The 20,043-nt window shown below is 69.1% G+C and carries 16 protein-coding genes; 3 read left to right on the top strand and 13 right to left on the bottom strand.

The features are described 5' to 3' along the window. Positions 1-43: 43 nt before the first annotated feature. From mrdA to ACFZCY_RS32990, 9 genes are all read right to left on the bottom strand, one after another. The gene (gene mrdA, locus ACFZCY_RS33030) at positions 44-2,191 is read right to left on the bottom strand and encodes a penicillin-binding protein 2 (protein ID WP_391181560.1); all 2,148 of its coding nucleotides are present in this window, start codon (positions 2,189-2,191) and stop codon (positions 44-46) included. 82 nt (positions 2,192-2,273) lie between these two features. After that, positions 2,274-3,020 carry a rod shape-determining protein MreD gene (gene mreD / locus ACFZCY_RS33025; protein ID WP_391181769.1) on the bottom strand — a complete coding sequence of 249 codons (747 nt, stop codon included), beginning with the start codon at positions 3,018-3,020 and terminating at the stop codon, positions 2,274-2,276. 6 nt (positions 3,021-3,026) lie between these two features. Beyond that, complete coding sequence (gene mreC, locus ACFZCY_RS33020) at positions 3,027-3,968, bottom strand: rod shape-determining protein MreC (RefSeq protein WP_391181558.1); 942 nt, start codon at positions 3,966-3,968, stop codon at positions 3,027-3,029. A 153-nt stretch (positions 3,969-4,121) separates the two neighbouring features. Next, the gene (locus ACFZCY_RS33015) at positions 4,122-5,141 is read right to left on the bottom strand and encodes a rod shape-determining protein (RefSeq protein WP_039941926.1); all 1,020 of its coding nucleotides are present in this window, start codon (positions 5,139-5,141) and stop codon (positions 4,122-4,124) included. A gap of 310 nt (positions 5,142-5,451) precedes the next feature. Then, complete coding sequence (ndk, locus tag ACFZCY_RS33010) at positions 5,452-5,865, bottom strand: nucleoside-diphosphate kinase (protein WP_179934270.1); 414 nt, start codon at positions 5,863-5,865, stop codon at positions 5,452-5,454. Positions 5,866-5,940: 75 nt separating this feature from the next. Then, a complete protein-coding gene (locus ACFZCY_RS33005; protein ID WP_009717936.1) occupies positions 5,941-6,294 on the bottom strand; it encodes a DUF4233 domain-containing protein in 354 nt (117 codons plus the stop codon). A gap of 1 nt (position 6,295) precedes the next feature. Beyond that, on the bottom strand, positions 6,296-7,816 hold the full coding sequence (locus ACFZCY_RS33000) for a glutamate ligase domain-containing protein (protein ID WP_391181554.1): 1,521 nt from the start codon (positions 7,814-7,816) through the stop codon (positions 6,296-6,298). Positions 7,817-7,904: 88 nt separating this feature from the next. After that, entirely contained in the window at positions 7,905-9,368 is a 1,464-nt protein-coding gene (locus tag ACFZCY_RS32995) for a penicillin-binding transpeptidase domain-containing protein (protein WP_391181551.1), read from the bottom strand. A 191-nt stretch (positions 9,369-9,559) separates the two neighbouring features. Next, positions 9,560-12,193 (bottom strand): valine--tRNA ligase, encoded by a 2,634-nt coding sequence (locus ACFZCY_RS32990; RefSeq protein ID WP_391181549.1) that lies wholly within the window; start codon positions 12,191-12,193, stop codon positions 9,560-9,562. Between the two features lie 120 nt (positions 12,194-12,313). Here ACFZCY_RS32990 and ACFZCY_RS32985 point away from each other — a divergent pair, with 120 nt between their 5' ends. The 3 genes from ACFZCY_RS32985 (at position 12,314) to ACFZCY_RS32975 (ending at position 15,235) form a co-directional block, all read left to right on the top strand. Continuing rightward, a complete protein-coding gene (locus ACFZCY_RS32985) occupies positions 12,314-13,261 on the top strand; it encodes a hypothetical protein (RefSeq protein WP_391181547.1) in 948 nt (315 codons plus the stop codon). 31 nt (positions 13,262-13,292) lie between these two features. Next, a complete protein-coding gene (locus ACFZCY_RS32980; protein WP_391181545.1) occupies positions 13,293-14,306 on the top strand; it encodes a hypothetical protein in 1,014 nt (337 codons plus the stop codon). A gap of 74 nt (positions 14,307-14,380) precedes the next feature. Then, positions 14,381-15,235, top strand: coding sequence for a hypothetical protein (locus ACFZCY_RS32975; RefSeq protein WP_391181542.1), 855 nt, complete (start codon positions 14,381-14,383; stop codon positions 15,233-15,235). A 94-nt stretch (positions 15,236-15,329) separates the two neighbouring features. Here ACFZCY_RS32975 and clpX read toward each other — a convergent pair whose 3' ends face one another. From clpX to tig, 4 genes are all read right to left on the bottom strand, one after another. Then, positions 15,330-16,616, bottom strand: a complete 1,287-nt coding sequence (clpX, locus tag ACFZCY_RS32970; protein ID WP_123104843.1) for an ATP-dependent Clp protease ATP-binding subunit ClpX — start codon at positions 16,614-16,616, stop codon at positions 15,330-15,332. A 183-nt stretch (positions 16,617-16,799) separates the two neighbouring features. After that, positions 16,800-17,456: an ATP-dependent Clp protease proteolytic subunit gene (locus tag ACFZCY_RS32965; protein WP_055553128.1), complete on the bottom strand. Its 657-nt coding sequence runs from the start codon at positions 17,454-17,456 to the stop codon at positions 16,800-16,802. Positions 17,457-17,518: 62 nt separating this feature from the next. After that, positions 17,519-18,133 (bottom strand): ATP-dependent Clp protease proteolytic subunit, encoded by a 615-nt coding sequence (locus tag ACFZCY_RS32960; RefSeq protein ID WP_361481694.1) that lies wholly within the window; start codon positions 18,131-18,133, stop codon positions 17,519-17,521. Between the two features lie 324 nt (positions 18,134-18,457). Continuing rightward, positions 18,458-19,900: a trigger factor gene (gene tig, locus ACFZCY_RS32955; RefSeq protein ID WP_391181536.1), complete on the bottom strand. Its 1,443-nt coding sequence runs from the start codon at positions 19,898-19,900 to the stop codon at positions 18,458-18,460. Between the last annotated feature and the right edge of the window lie 143 nt (positions 19,901-20,043).

Here is a 20,043-nt window from a genome sequence, read left to right as displayed (position 1 = left end):
TCGGGGGTGAAGCGGGGGACGGAGTAGCCATGGGTCGACGCGCTCACTGCTGCGCACCTCCCCGCCGCCTGGTGTCGCCCAGCAGGGAGAGCGGCTTGCCCACCGGCTGGGCCTCGATCGAGCCGTCGGAGGAGATCTTGGGGAGGTCGGCCTGCGGCTTGGGCAGCAGCGCCTTCTTCTCGTCGATCTTGCCCTTGCCGTCGACCCCGTACAGCGCGTTGTAGATCTTGCGGACGGCCGGACCGGAGGCGCCGGAACCGGTGCCGCCCTGCGAGATCGTCATGACGACCGAGTAGTCCTTGGTGTAGGTCGCGAACCACGAGGTGGTCTGCTTGCCGTAGACCTCGGCGGTACCGGTCTTGGCGTGCATCGGGATCTTGTCCTGCGGCCAGCCCTGGAACCGCCAGGCGGCGGTGCCCCGGGTGGCGACGCCCGCGAGCGCCTGGTCGATCTGTTCGCGCGTCTGCCCCTTCATCGGGAGCTTGCCGTGCGACTTGGGCTTGATCTCCTGGATGTGCTTGCCGTCCGGGCTGACGATCGCCTTGCCGACGGTCGGGTCGTAGAGCGTGCCGCCGTTGCTGATCGCCGCGTAGATGGTGGCCATCTGGATCGGTGTGACGAGCGTGTCGCCCTGGCCGATCGAGTAGTTGACGGAGTCACCCGCGCGCATCTTCATGCCTTCGAGGCAGTTCTCGTAGGAGAGCCGCTGGGTGTAGTTCCCGTCCTTCTTGCCGTTCTTGCACCAGGCGTCCTTGTTGGCCTTCCAGAAGTCCTTCTTCCACTGGCGGTCCGGGATCCGGCCGCTGACCTCGTTGGGGAGGTCGACGCCGGTCTCCTTGCCGAGGCCGAACTGGTGGGCGGTCTTGTAGAACCAGTCCCCCGGGTGCTTCTTGGGCTTGTTGCCGCCGTCCTTCTTCCACTCGTCGTAGGCGAGCCGGTAGAAGACCGTGTCGCAGGAGACCTCCAGCGCGCGGCCGAGGCTGATCCCGCCGTAGTTCTCGGACTCGAAGTTCTTGAAGACCTGGCCGCCGATGTTGAACGAGCTGGTGCAGGGGTAGGGCCCGCTGAAGCCGTATCCGGCGTTGACCGCGGCGGTCGTCGGGATCACCTTGAAGATCGAGCCGGGGGCCGCCTGGCCCTGGATGGCCCGGTTCAGCAGCGGGTAGTTGCTGTCCTTGCCGGTGAGCTTCTTGTAGTCCTTGCCGGAGATGCCGCCGACCCAGGCGTTGGGGTCGTACGCCGGGTTGGACGCCATCGCCACCACCCGGCCGGTCTTGGCCTCCATGACCACGACCGAGCCCGAGTCCGCCTTGTACTTCCGGCCGGTGTTCCGGTCGTACTGCTTGCGGGCGTCCTTCATCGCCTGGTCCAGCTCCTTCTCCGCGACCGCTTGGACGCGTGAGTCGAGGCTGGTGACGACGTTGTCCCCGGGCCGGGCCCGCTGGCTCTCCCGCTGGCCGATGACGCGGCCGAGGTTGTCGACCTCGTAGCGGGTCACCCCGGCCTTGCCGCGCAGCTTGCTGTCGTACTCGCTCTCCAGCCCGTTGGAGCCGACCTGGTCGGAGCGGAGCAGCGGCGACTTGGTGTGCTCGGCCTTCTTGATCTGCTCGTCGGTCACCGGCGAGAGGTAGCCGAGCACCTGGGCGGCGTTGGAGCCGGCCGGGGCGGCGTAGCGCCGCACGGCGGTGGGCTCGGCGCTGATCCCCGGGAAGTCCTCTTCGCGCTCGCGGATCTGGAGCGCCTGCTTGGCGCTGGCCTCGTCGGTGATCGGGATGGGCTGGTACGGGGAGCCGTTCCAGCAGGGCTGCGGGGTCTCGGCGTCGCACAGCCGGACCTTGTCCTTGACGTCCTTGGGCTTCATGTGGAGGACGCCCGCGAGCCGGGTGAGGACGGCCTCGCCGTCGTCGGGCTCCTTCATCAGCGCGGTGCGGCTGGCTGAGACGACGAGCCGGGTCTCGTTGTCGGCGAGGGGCACGCCGCGGGCGTCCAGTATCGAGCCGCGGACGGCCGGGTGGACGACCTGCTGGACGTGGTTGTTGGCGGCCTTCTCGGTGTATTCGTCGCCGTTGCGGATCTGCAGGTACCAGAGCCGTCCGCCGAGGGTGAGCAGGAGCGAGAAGACAATGATCTGGATGGCGACGAGGCGGACGGTGACCCGGGGAGTCCGTCCGGTCTCCGGGATATTGCTCATGGCGCTCCGTCGAGGGTGGAGGCGGGAGACGGGAGGGCTGCGGGCGACCGGCGGGCGGCGGCGGTCGGCGGGGCGGCGGTGCTCACAGGCGCTTGACCCCCTTGAGCTTGACGCGGCCGTCCTTGACGCGGCCGGTCCGCTTCGTCGCCTTCGCCAGCAGGCCACCGCCCCGACCGCCGCCCTGACCGCCGCCCAGGCCGCCGAGCCGGGCGGCCCGGCCGGAACGGCGGAAGCGGCTCATCCGGCCGACCCGGACGCTGCCCGCCGAGGTGATCCAGCGGGCGCCGCTCTCGGTGCCGGTGCCGCCGGAGCTGTCGGCCATCCGGTCGTTCTCCCCGCGTCTGGCCAGCCCCATGATCAGCGGCACCGTGAAGGGCGCCAGCAGCAGGTCGTAGAGGGCAGCCGTGAACAGCAGCTCGCCCAGGCCCACGTGGCGGGCCGCGTCGTCGCCGACGAGGATGCCGACCCCCGCGTACAGCAGGGTGGCGCCGATGGCCGCCGCGACGACCACCACCATCGGCCCGGTGGCCGTCCGGAGCTGGCCGCTCTCGGGCTTGGCGAGCCCCGCCAGATAGCCGATGACGCACAGCACCAGGGCATAGCGCCCGGCGGCGTGATCGGCGGGCGGGGCGAGGTCGGCGAGCAGACCGGCGCCGAACCCGACCAGGGCGCCGCCGGTGTGGCCGTAGACCAGCGCGAGGCCGAGGACGACGAGCAGCAGCAGATCGGGGACGGCGCCGGGCAGTTGCAGCCGGGCGAGGACGCAGATCTGGACGACGAGGGCGACGACGACGAGGACGGTGGACAGGAGGACACGGTTGAGGCGCAGCATCGGTCAGCTCCTGTTGGCCGGGCTCGTTGCGGTGGCTGAGGGGGTGGCCGTGACGGTGACCGTGGGCGCCGGCTTGGGTTTCGCGGGCTTGGGCGGCAGCACGGTGTCGCGCGGGTTGGAGCGCGGCGGCTGGACGACCACGCCGACGATGTCCAGCCTGCTGAACCGGACGTAGGGGCGCACCTGGAGGGTGCGGGTGAGGTCGCCGCCGGTGGGGTCGACGCGGACCACCTTGCCGACCGGGACGCCGGGCACGAACGGCTTGTCGGCCTGCGAGCCGAAGGTGACGAGCCGGTCCCCCTTCTTGATCTTGGCCTTGCCGTTGAGGAGCTGGACGTGCAGGGAGCGGTCGCCGCGTCCGGTGGCGAAGCCCAGCTCGCTGGACTTCTCCATCCGGGTGCCGACGGTGAAGTCGGGGTCGATGGCGAGCAGCACGGTGGAGGTGGAGGGGCCGACCGTGGTGACCCGGCCGACGAGTCCGTCGCCGTTGATGACGGTCTGGTCGCGCTGGATCCCGTCGTCGCTGCCGACGTCGAGGGTGACGGTCCAGGAGAATCCCTGGGCGGCGCCGATGCCGATGACCTCGGCGCCCTTGATGCCGTATTGGCCGGCGCCGGCGACCTTGCGCAGCTTGTCGAGTTCGACGGTACGGGCGCGATTGCGGTCGTCGCTGCCGAGCCGCTGCTTGAGTCTGGTGTTCTCCTGCTCCAGTTGACTGATGCGGTCGTGCCGCTCGTCGGAGTCCCGGATCGCGGCGACGGCGTTGCCGACCGGATCGACGGCGCTCGCGACACCGTTCTCCACCGGGCCGAAGGCGGAAGCGGCGGCCTGACGGGCGCCGTCGAGGGGCGAGTCCTCGCCGCCGCGGATATCCACCGTGATCAGCGCGAACGCGATGGCGATCAGCAGCACCAGGAGCAGCCGGCTCTCTCGTGTGTCCCTCACGTGCGGCGACGTGCCTTCCTCGTCGAAGTCGGACCGGTCCCGATCTCGTTGTGGCCGTCCGGTCCTTAAGGAGCCTTATGCCTGTATATCAGCCGGATCCGCCGATGCGCCGTACGGGCGACACACCGCCCGCACGGCCGATCCGCCTGGTTGTCATCTGCGCGGCTGGGCGTCCAGCACCTGCTGGAGCGCCTCGAACTCCTCCACGCACTTGCCGGAACCGAGCGCGACCGAGTCGAGCGGGTCCTCGGCGATGTGGATGGGCATGCCGGTCTCGCGGCGCAGCCGCTCGTCGAGGCCGCGGAGCAGCGCGCCGCCGCCGGTGAGCACGATGCCGCGGTCCATGACGTCGCCGGACAGCTCCGGCGGGCACTTGTCGAGCGTGGTCTTGACCGCGTCGACGATGGAGTTGACCGGCTCCTCCATGGCCTTGCGGACCTCGGCGGCGGAGATCACGACGGTCTTGGGGAGCCCGCTGACCAGGTCGCGGCCGCGGATCTCGGTGTGCTCCTCTTCCTCGCTCTCGAACGCCGAGCCGATCGTGATCTTGATGTTCTCGGCGGTGCGCTCGCCAAGGAGGAGGCTGTACTCCTTCTTGATGTGCTGGATGATCGCGTTGTCCAGCTCGTCGCCGGCCACCCGGATGGACTGGGCGGTGACGATGCCGCCGAGCGAGATGACGGCGACCTCGGTGGTGCCGCCGCCGATGTCCACCACCATGTTGCCGGTGGCCTCGTGGACCGGGAGGCCGGAACCGATGGCCGCGGCCATCGGTTCTTCGATGATGTGGACCTGGCGGGCGCCCGCCTGGGTGGACGCCTCGATGACCGCGCGGCGCTCGACTCCGGTGATTCCGGACGGAACGCACACCACCACCCGGGGACGGGCCAGATAGCGGCGCTTATGGATCTTCAGAATGAAGTACCGCAGCATCCGCTCGGTGATCTCGAAGTCGGCGATAACGCCGTCCTTGAGCGGACGCACGGCGACGATGTTGCCAGGGGTGCGGCCGATCATCTTCTTTGCCTCGGCGCCCACGGCGAGAATTCCGCCGGTGTTGGTGTTGATGGCGACGACGGATGGCTCGTTGAGGACGATCCCGCGGCCCCTGACGTACACCAGCGTGTTGGCGGTCCCGAGGTCGACAGCCATGTCACGGCCGATGAACGACATGTTGTTCCCCATGAGGATACGTCAGGCCTTCCCTGCTGGAGCGATTGCTTGCTTGAGGTCGGCAGGATGTGTGGTGCGCTGCGAGGCGCGGAAGCTTCATCGTAGTCACGCCCGCGCGAACACGCTGCGGGGGTCCTCCGCCATTGTCAGCAGAACACGAGCCCGCCCCCTCTAATGGTGACGTCGTGTCGCGGAGATGCGTTCCCCCGATCGGCTCGCATATGCCAAGGGGCGGCCGATAATTTCGACCGCCCCCAGGTCAGCAGGGGTGTGACCAGCTGATGATCGATCAGAGCGAGATCAGGTGAGATCAGGCGAGACCGGGAAAGAAAATCTTGATTTCACGCTCGGCCGACTCTTCGGAGTCGGACGCATGGATCAGATTTTCCCGAACGATGGTGCCGAAATCGCCACGGATGGAACCGGGCGCCGCGGCGATCGGGTCGGTCGGCCCGGCCAGCGCCCGGACGCCTTCGATCACACGCTCGCCCTCGACGACCAGTGCCACGGCCGGCCCGGAGGACATGAACTCGACCAAGGGCTCGTAAAAGGGCTTGCCGACGTGCTCGGCGTAGTGCTGCTCCAGCAGCTCACGGCCCAGCCGGCGCAGCTCCAGGGCGGAGATCGTCCACCCCGCCTTCTGCTCGATCCGGCCGAGAATCTCGCCCACCAGTCCGCGTCGTACGGCGTCGGGCTTGAGAAGGACGAGCGTGCGCTGGCTCACGGTGCGGGCTCCTTTGGGAAGTGGCATGCGGGTGAAGCTGTGCGGCTGAGGCTACATGGGTGATCGCCGGCCACGTCACGCAGCGTCAGGCGAGGCGGCGGAGGCCGCGGCGAACCGCTCCTTCGCCTGGTCGACCTTGCGGCCGAAGTGGACCGAGGCCCACCACAGCGCGGCGAAGACCACGCCGAGGAAGAACATGGTGGTCACCACAAAACCGCTCAGCACCAGCCCGATCTGCAGGGCCCAGCCGATCTGCACCGCCCCGGGGCGGCTCAGCATGCCGCACAGCAGTACACACAGTGCCATGGCGATACCGCAGACCGTCCAGACGGTGCCCATCGACAGGCCGGAGACCTTCATCGCGACCAGCCCGGCGAAGCCGATCACGAAGAACTCGCCGATCAGAGTGGAGGCGCACAGCGTCCGCATTTCAGCCCTTTCCCAGAAGCAGCCGGGCCTCGCCGACCGTGATGACCGACCCGGTGACCAGCACCCCCGCACCAGCGTATTCGCCCTCCTCCTCCGCGAGAGTGATCGCGGCCTCCAGGGCGTCGTCCAGCCGGGGCTCGACCTGCACGCGGTCGGAGCCGAACACCTCGACGGCGAGCCCGGCCAACTCATCCGCGTCCATCGCGCGATGGCTGGAATTACGGGTCACCACGATTTCGGCGAAAATCGGCTCAAAAGCTTCCAATAGCCCACGAACGTCCTTGCCGTCGCTGGCTCCGACCACGCCGATGAGGCGGCTGAAGTCGAACGCCTCGGTGACCGCCTCGGCCGCCGCCCGGGCGCCCCCGGGGTTGTGCGCGGCGTCCAGCACCACGGTCGGGCTGCGGCGCACCACCTCCATCCGGCCCGGGGAGCTGACGGAGGCGAAGGCGGAGCGGATGGTGTCCAGGTCCAGCGGCCGGGCGTGCTGGGAGCCGACGCCGAAGAACGCCTCGACGGCGGCCAGCGCCACCGCCGCGTTGTGCGCCTGGTGGGCGCCGTGCAGCGGGAGGAAGATCTCGGGGTACTCACCGCCGAGGCCGCGCAGCGTCACCAGCTGGCCGCCGACCGCCACCTCGCGGGAGACCACCCCGAACTCCATGCCCTCGCGGGCCACCGTGGCGTCCACCTCGACGGCGCGCTTGAGCACCACGGACGCGGCCTCCACGGGCTGCTGCGCGAGCACCACCGTGGCGTCCTGCTTGACTATCCCGGACTTCTCGGCCGCGATCTCCTCCGGAGTCTCGCCGAGCCGGTCGGTGTGGTCCAGCGAGATCGGCATGATCACCGCGACGTCCGAGTCGATCACATTGGTGGCGTCCCAGGAGCCGCCCATGCCGACCTCGACGACCGCGATGTCCACCGGCGCGTCCGCGAAGGCCGCGTACGCCATGCCGGTGAGCACCTCGAAGAACGACAGCCGGTACTGCTGCCGCTCGTCGACCATCTCGATGTACGGCGCGATGTCCTGGTACGTCTCGATGAAGCGCTCGGCGGAGATCGGCGCCCCGTCCAGGCTGATCCGCTCGGTGACGGACTGCACGTGCGGGCTCGTGTAGCGGCCGGTGCGCAGCTCGAAGGAGCCCAGCAGCGCTTCGACCATGCGGGCGGTGCTGGTCTTGCCGTTCGTCCCGGTGATGTGGATCGAGGGGTAGGCGCGGTGGGGCGAGCCGAGGATGTCCAGCAGCGCCTCCATGCGCACCAGCGAGGGGTCGAGCTTGGTCTCCTCCCACCGCGTGGCCAGCTCCGCCTCCACCTCGCGCAGCGCGCGGTCCACCTCGGGGTCGGAGGGGCGAGCCGGAATGCCGTCGCCCTGCGGCGGGCCCGACTGCGCGCGCAGCGTCCGGCTGCCCGCCTCGATCACCGCCAGATCGGGGTCGCGGTCGGTCTCGGCTCCGACGATGTCGTCGAATTCATCCGGTTCGTTCTGTTCGTCCGGTTGGTTCTGGGGGCGCTCGCTCACACGGACCAGTCTACGAGTGACCCCCGACAGCCCGTGGAAGCGCCCATGCGGTCCCGGAGCAGCCCTGGAACAGCCCCGGCACAGCGCCTCAGGAGGCGGCCCCGCCTCCCAGGGCGGCGGACATCATCGACTTGGCGATCGGCCCGGCCAGGCCGCCGCCGGAGATGTCCGCGCGGGGTGCGTCGCTGTCCTCGACCACCACCGCGACCGCGATCTTGTGGCCGCTGGCGTCATCCGCGTAACTCACGAACCACGCGAACGGATTACCGCTGTTGTTCTCGCCGTGCTGCGCGGTGCCGGTCTTGCCGCCGACCTGTATCCCGGGGATCTTCGCGTTGGTGCCCGTGCCCTTCTGCACGACGGTCCGCATCGCCGACCGCAGTTCCTGCGCGGTGGACTTCGACATCGCCTGGGTGAAGGCCTTCGGCTCGGTGCGGTCCAGCGCGGTCGCGTTCCCGTCCGTCGTGCGCTCCACCTCGTACGGCTTCATCAGCTTGCCGTCGTCCGCGATGGCCGAGGAGACCATGGCCATCTGCAGCGGGGTCGCGGTCACGTCGAACTGGCCCATGCCGGTCAGCGCGGTCTGCGAGTGGTCCATACCGCTCGGGTACACGCTCTTGGCGGCGCGCACCGGGATGTCCAGCTTGGAGTCGTCGAAGCCCAGCTTCTTGGCCTCGGCGCCCAGCTTGGACTCGCCCAGGTCCACGGCCATCTTCGCGAAGACCGTATTGCACGAGTACTGCAAGGCCGTGCGGATCGTCGCGTTCTCACAGGGCGCCGACGCGTTCTCGTTCTTCATGTCGGTGACCGTGCCCGGCAGCCGGTACGGGTTGGGGCTCTTGGTCGGCTCGTCCACCGACGAGTACAGCCCGTCATCCAGGGCGGCCGCCGCGACCACCAGCTTGAACGCCGACCCCGGCGGATACGTCTGGCGCAGCGCCCGGTTCAGCATCGGCTGGTCCTTGTCCTTCGTCAGCTTCAGCCACGCCTTCTGGTCGGAGGTGTCGGACCCGGCGAAGGCGCTCGGGTTGTACGAGGGCGTACTGGCCAGGGCGCGCACCGCGCCCGTCTTCGGGTCGATCGCCACGGCCGCGCCCGTGTTGTTCCCCAGCCCCTTGTACGCGGCCTTCTGCACGGCCGGGTCGATCGTGGTCATCACGTCCCCCGGCTTGGACGGCTCCCGGATCAGCGCCTGGAGCGGGTTCTTCAGCCGGGTGTCGGAACCGTCCAGCACGGACCGGTCCAGGGCCTCCAGCTGGTTGCTGCCGTACGACTGCGAGGCATAGCCGGTGACCGGCGCGTAGAGCTTCCCGTCGCGGTACGTCCGCTTGTACTTCAGATCGCCGCTGGTGGCGGTGGAGCCGGTGATGGGCTTGCCACCGGCCAGGATGTTGCCCAGCGGGTTGGCGTACTGGCTGATGGCGTTACGTTCGTTGTGGGAGTTGTCCCGGAAACCGGCGCCCTCCACCACCTGGACATAGGTGACCCAGCCGAGCAGGGCCAGCACGAGCAGCAGGGAGAAGACGGAGGCGCGGCGCAGCGGTTTGTTCATGGGAGGGGGGAGCTCCTTCCGGGACGTACTGGTGGATAACTCCCGGAAGACAGTTATGGGTTCCCGACTCACCGTACGGATCACCTTCCCCCGCGGCCACTGTGGGACATCGCACACCGGCCCGGGGGCGGGCGAGGGAAGCACGGAGCGCCCCCGCCGGAAGGGGCGGGGGCGCTCGGTACGGGTCGGGGTCAGCCCTGGGGCAGGGACGCCAACTGCGCGGTGATCCGGGCGATGTCGGCCTCGGCGGTCGCCTGCCGGACGCGGATCTTCTCCACCACGTGGTCGGGGGCCTTGGCCAGGAACCCTTCGTTGGACAGCTTGGCCGTGGTCTGCGCCTTGTCCTTCTCGGCCGCGGCGAGGTCCTTGGCCAGCCGCTTGCGCTCGGCCTCGACGTCGATCGCGCCGGACAGGTCCAGCGCCACGGTCGCGCCCGCCACCGGCAGCGAGGCGGTGGCGGTGAAGCCCTCCCCGGACGGCTGGAGGCGCAGCAGGGAGCGCATCGCGTCCTCGTGCGCGGCGAGCGAGGTGCCGGACAGCTCGAGCCGGGCCGGGACCTTCTGGCCGGGCTGGAGACCCTGGTCGGCGCGGAACCGGCGGACCTCGGTGACCACCTGCTGCAGGTTCTCGATCTCCCGCTCGGCGGCCTCGTCGCGGAAGCCGCTGTCGGTCGGCCAGTCGGCGATGACGACCGATTCCTGGCCGGTGAGCGCGGTCCACAGCTTCTCGGTGACGAACGGGACCACCGGGTGCAGCAGCCGCAGCGTGACGTCGAGGACCTCACCGAGGACGCGCCGCGAGGCGTCGGCCTCCGGGCCGCCCTTCTGGAAGGTGGTCTTGGACAGCTCGACGTACCAGTCGAAGACCTCGTCCCACGCGAAGTGGAAGAGCGTGTCCGAGAGCTTCGCGAACTGGTAGTCGTCGTAGAACGCGTCGACGTCGGCGACGACCTCGTTCAGCCGGGACAGGATCCAGCGGTCGGTGGCCGACAGCCGCTCGGGGGCGGGCAGTTCGCCCTCGACCGTCGCGCCGTTCATCAGCGCGAAGCGGGTCGCGTTCCAGATCTTGTTGGCGAAGTTACGGGACGCCTGGACCCAGTCCTCGCCGATCGGCACGTCCACCCCGGGGTTGGCGCCGCGGGCGAGGGTGAAGCGGACGGCGTCGGAGCCATAGGTGTCCATCCAGTCCAGCGGATTGACCGCGTTCCCGAAGGACTTGGACATCTTCTTGCCGAACTGGTCGCGGACCATCCCGTGCAGGGCGATGGTGCGGAACGGCGGGGTGCCGTCCATCGCGTACAGGCCGAACATCATCATCCGGGCGACCCAGAAGAAGAGGATGTCGTAGCCGGTGACGAGCACCGAGTTCGGATAGAACTTCGCCAGGCTGTCGGTCTGCTCGGGCCAGCCGAGCGTGGAGAACGGCCAGAGGCCGGAGGAGAACCAGGTGTCCAGGACGTCACTGTCCTGACGCCACCCCTCGCCACTCGGCGGCTCCTCGTCGGGTCCGACGCAGACGACCTCGCCGTCCGGCCCGTACCAGACCGGGATCCGGTGGCCCCACCACAGCTGGCGCGAGATGCACCAGTCGTGCAGGTTGTCGACCCAGTCGAAGTAGCGCTTCGACATGTCCTCCGGGTGGATGCTGACCCGGCCGTCGCGGACGGCGTCGCCCGCCTCCTTGGCCAGCGGGCCGACCTTGACCCACCACTGCATGGACAGCCGCGGCTCGATCGTGGTCTTGCAGCGCGAGCAGTGGCCCACGGAGTGGGTGTACGGGCGCTTCTCCGCCACGATCCGGCCCTCGGCGCGCAGCGCGCCGACGATGGCGCTGCGCGCCTCCAGCCGGTCCAGGCCCTGGAAGGGACCGTGCGCGGTGATCACCGCGTGCTCGTCCATGACGCTGAGGTTCGGCAGGCCGTGGCGCTGGCCGATCTCGAAGTCGTTCGGGTCGTGGGCCGGGGTGACCTTGACCGCGCCGGTGCCGAACTCCGGGTCGACGTGGCTGTCGGCGACGACCGGGATGCGGCGGCCGGTGAGCGGCAGCTCGATCTCGGTGCCGACCATGTGCCGGTAGCGGTCGTCGTCGGGGTGGACGGCGACCGCGGTGTCGCCCAGCATCGTCTCGGCGCGGGTCGTGGCGACGACGATCGAGGTGTCGCCCTCGCCGTACCGGATCGACACCAGTTCGCCGTCGTCGTCCTGGTACTCCACCTCGATGTCGGAGATGGCCGTGAGGCAGCGGGGGCACCAGTTGATGATGCGCTCGGCGCGGTAGATCAGCTCATCGTCGTAGAGCTTCTTGAAGATGGTCTGGACGGACTTGGACAGCCCCTCGTCCATGGTGAACCGCTCGCGGTTCCACGCGACGCCGTCGCCCAGCCGCCGCATCTGGCCGGAAATCTGCCCGCCGGACTCGTTCTTCCACTGCCACACGCGCTCGATGAACGCCTCACGGCCCAGGTCGTGCCGGGAGACGCCCTCCTTGGCCAGCTCGCGCTCGACCACGTTCTGGGTGGCGATACCGGCATGGTCCATGCCCGGCTGCCACAGCGTCTCGTAGCCCTGCATCCGCTTGCGGCGGGTGAGGGCGTCGATGATCGTGTGCTCGAAGGCGTGGCCCAGGTGGAGCGATCCGGTCACGTTGGGCGGCGGGATGACGATCGTGTACGGCTCCTTGCCGCTCTTGGCGTCCGCCTCGAAGTAACCGCGCTCTACCCAGCGCTCGTACAGCTGCCCCTCTACATCGGCCGGCGCGTACTGGGTCGGCAGTTCAGGGTCGCTGTTCGGCCCGCTGTCGGGGCGCTGCTGAGAGTTCTCGGTCACCCCCGCAGTCTAAAGGGCCGCCGGACTCCGTTACGAACCCGTTGCGGCCCCGCCGCAACGCCGCCGGGGCGCGTCGGGAAGGATGTTCAGGACCTGTCATGCGCTTCTAGGAGAGGCACGATGAGCTATCAGCAGCCGCCGCCGCAGCCCGGTCCCTACGGGGCGCAGCCGGGCCCTCAGGGCGCCGGCCAGCCACCTGTGCCGAATCCGTATGCCCAGCCCACCGGCTACGGCCATCCGCAGCCGGCCCAGCCCGGGCAGCCCGGGGGCTACGCGGCGCCCCCTCCGTACAGCGGCGGCGGCCCGTACGGCGCCCCGGCGAACCCTTATGGCCAGCAGGCCCCGCGGCCGGGTCAGCCGGGACAGCCGGGCCGGCCGGGACAGCCCGGGCAGGGCTTCTACGGTGGCCCGCCCGCGCCGCCCGCCGCGCCCGGTGGCCGCCGCAAGGGCCGGACCGCCGGCCTGGCGGTGGGTGCGCTGGTGGTCGTGGGAGCGCTGACGGCGGGCGGGTTCCTGCTGTTCGGCGGTGACAGCGGTCCGTACAAGCTCACGACTCCGAAGACGGTCGCGGAGGAGTACCAGCGCCAGGGCAACGGCACGGACGACGGCGATCTGTCGGCGGCGGGCAAGAAGGACCTGCAGCAGGTCCCGGTGGTCAAGGATCCGCACCTGGTGGCGGCCGACTACCAGACCGACGGCAAGGAGATGCTGAAGTTCACCGGTGTCTGGGGCGAGGTGACCGACCCGAAGCGGGGCGCGGACCTCGCCCTGGCGGTCATCGTCAAGGCGCTGCAGGACAACGGCACCGCGCAAGCGAAGGGCGCTCCCCAGGAGTTCTCGCCGGACGGCTTCGACGGGGACGTCATGAAGTGCCAGTCCCTGAAGTTCACGTCGGATCAGGGATCCATGGAGGCGCCCGCGTGCGTCTGGGGCGACAAGAGCACCCTGGGCGTCGCGGTGATGGCGGACCCGGCGGGGGCCGTTCTCGGCGGCAGCATGTCGCTGGAGGACGCCGCGGGGCTGACCGCCAAGGTGCGTGAGGACGCACGCGTCGAGATCGACAAATAGCTCCAACAGCACAACCTAACGAGGGAAGAACATGAGTCACAACCAGCCGGGCCCCTACGGTCAGCAGCCCCAGCAGCCGGGTCCGTACGGACAAGGCGGTGCCGCCGGCCAGCCCGGCTACGGCTACCCGCAGCAGCCGCCCCAGCAGCCCGGTCCGTACGGACAGCCCCCGCAGTCCGGCTACGGCCACCCGCAGCAGCCCGGTCAGCCCGGTCAGCCCCCGAACCCGTACGGCCAGCCGCAGCAGCCGTACGGCCAGCAGCCGTATGGTCAGCAGCCCTACGGCCAGCAGCCGTACGGCCAGCCGGGCATGCCGGGGCCGTACCAGCCGGGCCCGGGCCAGGGCGGCGGCAAGAAGAAGGGCCTGGCGATAGCCATCGGCGCGGTGGTCGTGGTGGCCGCGGTGGTCGGCGGTGTCGTGGCGTTCAGCGGCGGGGACGGCGGCGGCACGGTCGCCGACGACGGCAAGCGCTACAAGCTCACCACCCCGCAGACCGTGGCCGGTGAGTACACGAAGTCCGACTCCTCCAGCGGCGGCGGGATCACCTCGTCGGACGCGGACGACTTCGAGAAGTTCGGCGTCAGCAACCCGAAGACCGAGGGCGCGGACTACAAGTCCGGCGAGGGCATGAGTTCGAAGCAGCTGCAGCTCAACGGCGTCTGGGGTGAGGTGAAGGACCCCGAGGCGGTCGTGGACGGCGCCTTCTCGAAGATCGCCGAGGAGTCCGAGAAGGACAAGTCGGCCGGCAGCATGAAGGCCGAGCTGGTGGGCAGCCCGGAGAAGGTGTCCCCCAGCGGGCTCGACAACGCCGTGATGAAGTGCCAGAACGCCAAGTTCACCCCGAGCGGGGACTCCGGTTCCAGCGGCCTGCCCACCAAGGGATTCACCATCCCGATCTGCATGTGGGGCGACCACAGCACGATCGCCTATGTGGTCGTCTCCGACACCGCGGCCGCGCTTTCCGGCAAGAGCATGTCGCTGGACGCGGCCGCGGAGATCACAGCGAAGGTCCGCAAGGACGCGCGCGTCGAGATCCCCAAGTAGTCGCGTTCCCGGCGCGGTTCCGCACCGTCCCCGTCCACACGCCGTCCACCGTCCGGAGGGATACCCCCACACCCATGAGCCACAACCAGCCACCGCCGCCGCCCGGTCCCTACGGCGGCGGCGGGCCCGGCCCGTACGGGGGCGCCCAGCCCAATCCGTACGGCGGGGGGCAGCAGCCGTCCGCGGTGCCCAACCCGTACGCGCAGAACCCGGGTTACGGCTATCCGCAGCCGGCCCAGCCGGGGTACGGCTATCCGCAAGCGCCGGGTCCCTATGGACAGGCTGCGCAGCCGGGCTACCCGGCGCCGCCCGGGCCCCCGCCGGGCCGCAATCGCACCAAGATCATCGCGATGTCGGCGGCGGGGCTCGTGGTGGTGGGGGCGATCGTCACCGGCGCCGTGGTGCTGTCCGGCGGCGACGGCGGCCCCGCGCCGATGCGGCTCGTCACCCCCAAGACGCTCGACAACGGCACGTACACCCTGTCCAAGGGCACCGATGAGCTGAGGGACGAGGGCACCAGCGTGCAGGGCAGCATGCCCAAGGGCGCGACATCCGTCCTCGGGCAGTACCAGCGCGCCGACGACGAGAACTCGGGGCTCGCGTTCTCCGGCATGTACGGGGAGATCGACGACCCCGCCCGGGTCAAGGACGGGATGTTCAAGGGCTTCGAGGACGGCGAGGGCACTCCGTCCGTCGAGCAGAAGCGCAAGACGTTCCGGCCGGACGGCGCGGACGGCCCCGCCATCGACTGCGAAGTCGTGAAGATGTACGAGCGGATCTACGCCCCGGCGTGCGCGTGGGCGGAGGAGACGGACGCGGCGATGGTGCTGGACGTCAACGCGGAGAACACCACCGCGTCCGACGTCGACCTGGAAGCCTTCGCGAAGGTGACCGCGGGCATCTACAAGGACACCCGCGAGCCCGCCTAGCCCCGCCCGCCCACAGGAGGCCCTACGGCGGCCTGTGACATGAAGAGGGCCCCGGGGAGACCGGGGCCCTCTTCGTATGCGCTCTACGCGGCGCTCACGCGCTCTTCTCGTGCCGTTCACCCGGCTCGGTGCCGCGCGAGCGGGGCACCAGCGTCGGGTTGACGTTCGAGTGGACGACGTCCTCGGTGATGACGACGCGGGCCACGTCCTTGCGGGACGGCACCTCGTACATCGCCGACATCAGGACCTCTTCGATGATGGCGCGCAAGCCCCGCGCGCCGGTGCCGCGCAGGATCGCCTGGTCGGCGATGGCCTCCAGGGCGGGGCGGTCGAAGTCCAGCTCCACGCCGTCGAGTTCGAACAGCCGCTGGTACTGCTTCACCAGCGCGTTCCGCGGCTCGACCAGGATCTGCAGCAGCGCCTCGCGGTCGAGGTTGTGGACGGAGGTGATGACGGGGAGCCGGCCGATGAACTCCGGGATCATCCCGAACTTCACCAGGTCCTCCGGCATGACCTCCTGGAACTGGTCGCTGGCCTCGATCTCGCGCTTGGAGCGGATCGTGGCGCCGAAGCCGATGCCCTTGGCACCGGCCCGCGACTCGATGATCTTCTCCAGACCGGCGAAGGCACCGCCCACGATGAACAGCACGTTCGTCGTGTCGATCTGAATGAATTCCTGGTGCGGGTGTTTCCGGCCGCCCTGCGGCGGAACGGAGGCCGTGGTGCCCTCGAGGATCTTCAGCAGCGCCTGCTGCACACCCTCGCCGGAGACATCGCGGGTGATCGAGGGGTTCTCGCTCTTGCGGGCCACCTTGTCGATCTCATCGATGTAGATGATGCCCGTCTCGGCCTTCTTGACGTCGTAGTCGGCGGCCTGGATCAGCTTGAGGAGGATGTTCTCCACGTCCTCGCCGACGTAGCCCGCCTCGGTGAGCGCGGTGGCGTCGGCGATGGCGAAGGGAACGTTCAGCATCCGGGCGAGGGTCTGCGCGAGCAGGGTCTTCCCGGAGCCGGTCGGGCCGAGCAGCAGGATGTTGGACTTCGCCAACTCGATGCCGTCGTCCTTGCTGTGGCTGCCGTTCTCTCCGGCCTGAACCCGCTTGTAGTGGTTGTAGACCGCGACGGACAGGGCCTTCTTGGCGGCCTCCTGGCCGACCACATAGCCCTCGAGGAACTCGTAGATCTCCCGCGGCTTGGGGAGTTCCTCCCAGCGCACCTCGGAGGTCTCGGCCAGCTCTTCCTCGATGATCTCGTTGCAGAGATCGATGCACTCATCGCAGATGTACACACCAGGGCCCGCGATGAGCTTCTTCACCTGCTTCTGGCTCTTTCCGCAGAACGAGCACTTGAGCAGGTCGCCGCCGTCACCGATGCGTGCCACGAGGTGCTTCCCCTTCGCCTTGGATCCGCTTTGCTCCGCGGAACCGGGTGCTTGCGCTGCGAGCTTTCCGCTTGATGTTTCCGGGGGCCGGCCCCCAGCCCTCTATGACGGTACCTTGCCGGGCCCCCGGTTCGGGCCCCCCTTGGACCGAACTGGTCCAAGGGGCGCCGGGCCGCCCGGGCTTCAGCCCAGGCCGACCGAGGTCTTACGGGTCGAGACGATCTGGTCGACCAGACCGTACGCCAGCGACTCCTCGGCGGTCAGGATCTTGTCACGCTCGATGTCGTCGCGGATCTTCTCGATCGGCGTGGTGGAGTGCTTGGCCAGCATCTCCTCCAGCTGCGACCGCATCCGCAGGATCTCGTTGGCCGCGATCTCCAGGTCGGAGACCTGACCCCGGCCCGTCTCACTGTACGGCTGGTGGATCAGGATACGGGCGTTGGGGAGCGCCATCCGCTTGCCGGGGGTACCGGCGGCGAGCAGCACGGCCGCGGCGGACGCCGCCTGGCCCATGCACACCGTCTGGATATCGGGCTTGACGAACTGCATCGTGTCGTAAATGGCGGTCAGCGCGGTGAACGAGCCGCCGGGCGAGTTGATGTAGACCGAGATGTCGCGGTCCGGGTCCATCGATTCCAGGCACAGGAGCTGCGCCATGACGTCGTTGGCCGAGGCGTCGTCGATCTGGACGCCCAGGAAGATCACGCGCTCCTCGAAGAGCTTCGCGTACGGGTCGTACTCCCGGACACCCTGGGAGGTGCGCTCGACGAAGCGCGGAACGACATAGCGCGATTCGGCCATCGGGCCGTCGTAGAGGCCGCTGCCGGGAAAGTTGTTCATCTGGGTGTTCACCATCCTGTGGCGATCAAAGGGCTGGAGGTCGGCTAACGGGACGGCGGGGCTCAGGCCCCGGTGCCGCCCCCGCCCGGAACGCCCGAGGCCGAGGCCATGACGTCGTCGACCAGGCCGTACTCCTTGGCCTCCTGGGCGGAGAACCAGCGGTCGCGGTCGGAGTCGCGGGTGATCTGCTCGACGGTCTGACCGGTGTGGAACGCGGTCAGCTCGGCCATCCGCTTCTTGGTGTGCAGCAGCCGCTCGGCGTGGATCTTGATGTCCGAGGCCGAACCGGCCAGGCCAGCGGACGGCTGATGGATCAGGATCTCGGCGTTCGGCAGCGCGAACCGCTTGCCGGGGGTGCCCGCGCTCAGCAGGAACTGTCCCATCGAGGCGGCGAGGCCCATGGCGATGGTGACGACGTCGTTCGGGATGAACTGCATGGTGTCGTAGATCGCCATGCCCGCCGAGATCGAGCCGCCCGGAGAGTTGATGTAGAGGTTGATGTCCTTGTCCGGGTCCGCGGCGAGCAGGAGCAGCTGCGCGGTGATCTTGTTGGCGATTTCGTCGTCGACCGGCTGGCCGAGGAAGATGATCCGCTCACCGAGCAGCCGGTTGTAGACCTGGTCGCCGAGGCCACCGCCGGTCGGCTCGCCGGCGGCGGAAGGCATCGTATTCGTCACGTATCCACCTGCTCGTCTCTGACGGCGACTGGCCGTCTCAGCGTCTTCTTCTGGGCTCGGGACGGGCCGGCCGGTGCGATCCGGCGGGCCTGCGAGACTCCCTGCCCTCGTATCTACGGACCCTAACGCGCTGGTCGGCGGGCGCCATCCCGCATCAGGAACTGTTCGCTCTGAGCGCAGGTTCCGCCGCCCACGCGGCCTTCGTGCAACGCCTTCACAAAAGGATGCACGGAAAGGATTCACGAAAAGGTTCGCGGAACACGAACGGGCCCGGACGCGCGCAGACGTTCGGGCCCGTTCGTACGGGCTGCGGAGCGGCCAGGATCAGCCCTCGGCCTTGTCCTGCGCCTTCTCCTGCTCGGGAGCGGCCTCGGCGGCGGCCTCGGTGGCCTCAGCGGCCTCGTCGCCCGCCTCGGTGCCCTCGGCGGCGGCCTCGACCGTCTCCGCGGTCTCGTCCTCGTCGTCGAGGTCGACGGTCTCGCCCTTGTCGTCCACGACCTTGGCGGCCTCGACCACGACGGCGAGCGCCTTGCCGCGGGCGACCTCACCGACGAGCATCGGCACCTGGCCGCCCTCGACGACCTGCTGGGCGAACTGGTCCGGGCTCATGCCGGAGGACTGCGCACGGCGCATCAGGTGCTCGGTGAGCTCCTCCTGGCCGACGGACAGCTGCTCCTTGTTGACCAGCTCGTCGAGGACGAACTGGGTCCGGATGCCCTTCTCCGCCTGCTCCTTGAGCTCGGCGTCGAACTCCTCGGCGGTCTTGCCCTGGATCTCCAGGTAGGACTCCAGGTTCAGGCCCATCTGGCCGAGCTGGTGGTGCTCCAGGTTGTGCTTCCGGGTCTGGATCTCGTCCTCGAGCAGCTTCTCGGGGATCGGCACCTCGACCAGCTCCAGGAGGGCATCCAGCACCTTCTCCTGGGCCTGGGTGGCCTGGTCGTACTTCTTCGACTGCTCCAGGCGCTTGCGGCTGTCCGCGCGCAGCTCCTCGAGGGTGTCGAACTCGCTGGCCAGCTGGGCGAAGTCGTCGTCCAGCTCGGGCAGCTCCCGGGCCTTGACCTCGTTCACCTTGACGGAGACCTCGGCCTCCTTGCCCTGCGCGGAGCCGCCCTTCAGCTCGGAGGTGAAGGTGGCGGTGCCACCGGCCTCCAGGCCGGTCACGGCCTCGTCGATGCCGTCGAGCAGCTCACCGGAGCCGATGGTGTAGGTGACGCCCTCGGCGACACCGTCCTCCAGCACCTCGCCGTCGACCTTGGCCTCCAGGTCGATCACGACGATGTCGCCCTCGCCGGCGGCGCGCTCGACGGGGCTGGTGGTGGCGAAGCGGTCGCGCAGCTGCTCGACCGACTTGTCGATGTCCTCGTCCGAGACCTCGACCGAGTCGACGGTGACCTCGATGCCGGAGTAGTCCGGGATCTCGATCGACGGGCGGATGTCCACCTCGGCGGTGAACGTCAGCAGCTCGTTGTCCTTGAGCTCGGTGATGTCGACCTCGGGCTGCCCGAGCGGGTTCAGCTCACCTTCGTTGACCGCGTCGGTGTAGAACTTCGGGAGGGCGTCGTTGACGGCCTCCTCCAGCACCGCGCCGCGGCCGAAACGCTGGTCGATGATGCGGGCCGGGATCTTGCCCTTACGGAAGCCAGGCACCGTGACCTGCTGGTTGATCTTCTTGTACGCCGCGTCGAGGCTGGGCTTGAGCTCCTCGAAGGGCACCTCGACAGTGAGCCGAACCCGGGTCGGGTTCAGGTTCTCCACGGCGCTCTTCACGGTTCGGTCTCCTTGGGGCTGACGTGTGGTGTTCTGCTGCCTCGCACTGATGCTTCGCAGCGGATCGCGCCCGGTAGAGAAAGACACAGACGCGCAGCTTGCATAGTAACCGCAAGCATGACGCGGCCCACAACGCGATCTTG

The sequence above is a fragment of the Streptomyces sp. NPDC007983 genome, from assembly GCF_042958345.1.
In the GTDB taxonomy this organism is placed as follows: Bacteria; Actinomycetota; Actinomycetes; order Streptomycetales; family Streptomycetaceae; genus Streptomyces.
The sequence above is the reverse complement of the archived record's forward strand: the minus strand, read 5'-3'. Positions and strand labels throughout refer to the sequence as shown.